5 protein-coding genes are annotated in these 2,686 nt (G+C 25.9%); all 5 read right to left on the reverse strand.

Features of this window, described 5'->3' with window-relative positions:
• Positions 1–127: 127 nt before the first annotated feature.
• Positions 128–379, reverse strand: a complete 252-nt coding sequence (locus WBG30_RS12100; protein WP_424504917.1) for a hypothetical protein — start codon at positions 377–379, stop codon at positions 128–130.
• Between the two features lie 156 nt (positions 380–535).
• The gene (locus tag WBG30_RS12105; protein WP_424504918.1) at positions 536–715 is read right to left on the reverse strand and encodes a hypothetical protein; all 180 of its coding nucleotides are present in this window, start codon (positions 713–715) and stop codon (positions 536–538) included.
• Between the two features lie 22 nt (positions 716–737).
• Positions 738–947 (reverse strand): hypothetical protein, encoded by a 210-nt coding sequence (locus WBG30_RS12110; RefSeq protein WP_424504919.1) that lies wholly within the window; start codon positions 945–947, stop codon positions 738–740.
• A gap of 254 nt (positions 948–1,201) precedes the next feature.
• Positions 1,202–2,272, reverse strand: coding sequence for a Fic family protein (locus tag WBG30_RS12115; protein ID WP_424504920.1), 1,071 nt, complete (start codon positions 2,270–2,272; stop codon positions 1,202–1,204).
• Positions 2,273–2,297: 25 nt separating this feature from the next.
• Positions 2,298–2,686 (reverse strand): GIY-YIG nuclease family protein (locus WBG30_RS12120; RefSeq protein WP_424504921.1); only part of this gene is annotated, 389 nt, incomplete at its 5' end.

A 2,686-nucleotide genomic window follows, 5' to 3' on the forward strand; every position in this document is an offset into this window, starting at 1 on the left:
CCATATAGAAGCTCTGTCTCGCCCTATCGTATCCCCTCCTTCTTAACTTATGTATTCATAGAGATATTGCAATAGTGATTTATTTTAGGAGGTCCACCTCATTGCAATATCTTTAAAAATATATAATCTAATTTTTCTTTAATTTCTCAGCAAACTTTACACAATGTTCCTGGGTTTCAAATCGGATATAACTATCTTTAGTTATTTTAGCTTTAGCGTAACTAGGCATTTTGTCCCAATTAAAATTTATGAGTTTTCTTAACTGCTCTTTTTCCATTTTATTCATAGCTAACCACCCACTCTTGGCAAGCTCCTTTCTTTTATCTTCCAGGGTTTTCATTTGATTTTGTCTTAATTCCCTTTGCTTTTTCCAATTCATATTTCCTCCCTATCGGGTAATTGAGTTCCCACCATCTCAATATTTAAATAGTTTCCCGTTGATTGACTATTTCCCTAAAAAAAAGAACCCATTAAAGACAATCTAGTAAAATACATACTAAATCATCGATAATGGGTTCAAGACCTCGAATATCATCTATTTTATTTTAAATTTATTTTCTGAATTACAATTGGAACATATAATGGTTGATTCTATACCATTGGAATAATAATTTGTTTTACCTTTTATCATAAAGTAATTATTTTCTATGGTAGCTAATTTTCGATTACAATTTTCACATCTTATTTCTTTATTATTATTTTTTAATTCAGACATTCTACCTCCTAAATCATTATTTCTATAAATTTAAAAACATTTCCCCAGTTACTTCTTCTAAAGTTATCAAGGTGTTAGTTGAGATCCCACGTCCTTCTCGTAAGGCCCTAAGTTGTAGGCTAAAAGCTGTTAGACTTATACCAATTTCTTTAGCTATAGAAGTTTTAGTTATTTTTTTACTGGAAAGAATATTTTGAATCTTATTATACAACTCTATATTTCTCGATTTCATTTATTCACCTCTCATATTTATACTATAATACAGAAATTCTGTAATTGTCAAATAAAATAATTAAATAATTAAAAAGAGACATACAAAATATAAATAGTATGTCTCTTTCTCTAGATATTATCTTTTAAATTTTTTAACACGTTATCTTCTCATGTTAGTTTTCTTCTACTTTTTTTAACACATCATACTCCCGTGTTAGTTTTTTTAGTTTTTTTTAACACGTTATCTTTTCATGTTAGTTTTTTTTACATATATTACTCTGAAAGAATTTTCCATAATTTTATATTTATATAAAAATTATATTTCCCAACTTTTTCTTTTTTTAATAAACCTAAATTTATTAATTTATCAAGATAATTAGAAGCGGTTTGCCTAGTTATACCTAATCTTTCTGTAATAAATTCAATTTTAGTATATGGATGTTCAAATAATAATTCCAAAAAATCCTTACTATAAATTTTATTTTCTTCTTTTTTTATTATAACTTTAAATTCAATCATTAATTCTGAAATTGCCTTTATTAATTTAATAGATTCTCTAGATGTATTTTCTATCCCATCTAACATATATTCTGTCCATTCTTCCCATACACCTTCTAAATCAGTTGATGTAGAATTATTTAATTTTTGCAATAGTTCATAATATTTATTTTTATTTTTTATAATATAACTACTTAGATATAACACTGGTATATCCAATAATTTATTTAAAATTAAATATAATATATTTAGGATCCTACCTGTTCTTCCATTCCCATCACTAAAGGGATGAATACTTTCAAATTGGTAATGTATTATTCCTAATTTTACTAGTGGATCAAAGTCGTCTAAGTCTAGATTTATATATTTTTCTAAATTAGACATATAATCTTTTATTTCACTATAATTTTGCGGTGGTCTATGAACTATATCTCCTGTTTTAGTATTTTGAATAACTGTTCCAGGAGTTTTCCTAATTCCTTGAGTATTTTCTTCCAAAATACCTTGAATTTCTATTATAATATTAGTTGTGATCATTTCTTTTTCTACAACCAATTCATATCCTTTTTTTAAAGCAGCATTATAGTTTTTTACTTCTTTAGTTGCACTATTATCAGGAACAATATTAATATTTGCTTTATACAATTCATCATTTGTTGTAACAATATTTTCTATTTCTGAACTGTCTTTAGCTTCACGAAGACTCAAAGTGTTTAATAATAAAAATTTATTTGGTAAACTTTCTATTAAACCTTTCAATTCGGCTAAACTTTTATTAGCATTAATTACTTTCTTTAGTATTTTTTTACTTTCAACATCATAAGGTAAAGGTAATTTATTCAACATCTATTCTCTCCTCCTTCTATTAATTTTATTTCTGAGTAGTAATTATTTTTAGATCTTTATCATATCTATATTTAATAATTTCTCCACTAATTATTAATTCTATAGCCTGTTCTATAACCTTTAATGGTACTATAAACCATTCTCTTGGAGTGCACCTTTTTCCAGTATTATCAATAACATCTATATTTAAACAAGTAGTTCCAAAGAAAACATGTAAAAGTTGTTCTAATTTCTGCGGATTCATATTATAGCACTTCCAACTAGTTACTATACTTACAGGAGCCATTAAATATGTCGGCTCATTTTCAGCATTTTTAATTCTATTTTCTACTTCGTTCTTAGAATATCCGATTTTAAATAAATTATCTATTGATGCGATTCTTTCATCGGTACTTTTTGATGTAAGAACATAAA

It is taken from the genome of Psychrilyobacter sp. (genome assembly GCF_049671765.1).
Classification (GTDB): domain Bacteria; phylum Fusobacteriota; class Fusobacteriia; order Fusobacteriales; family Fusobacteriaceae; genus Psychrilyobacter.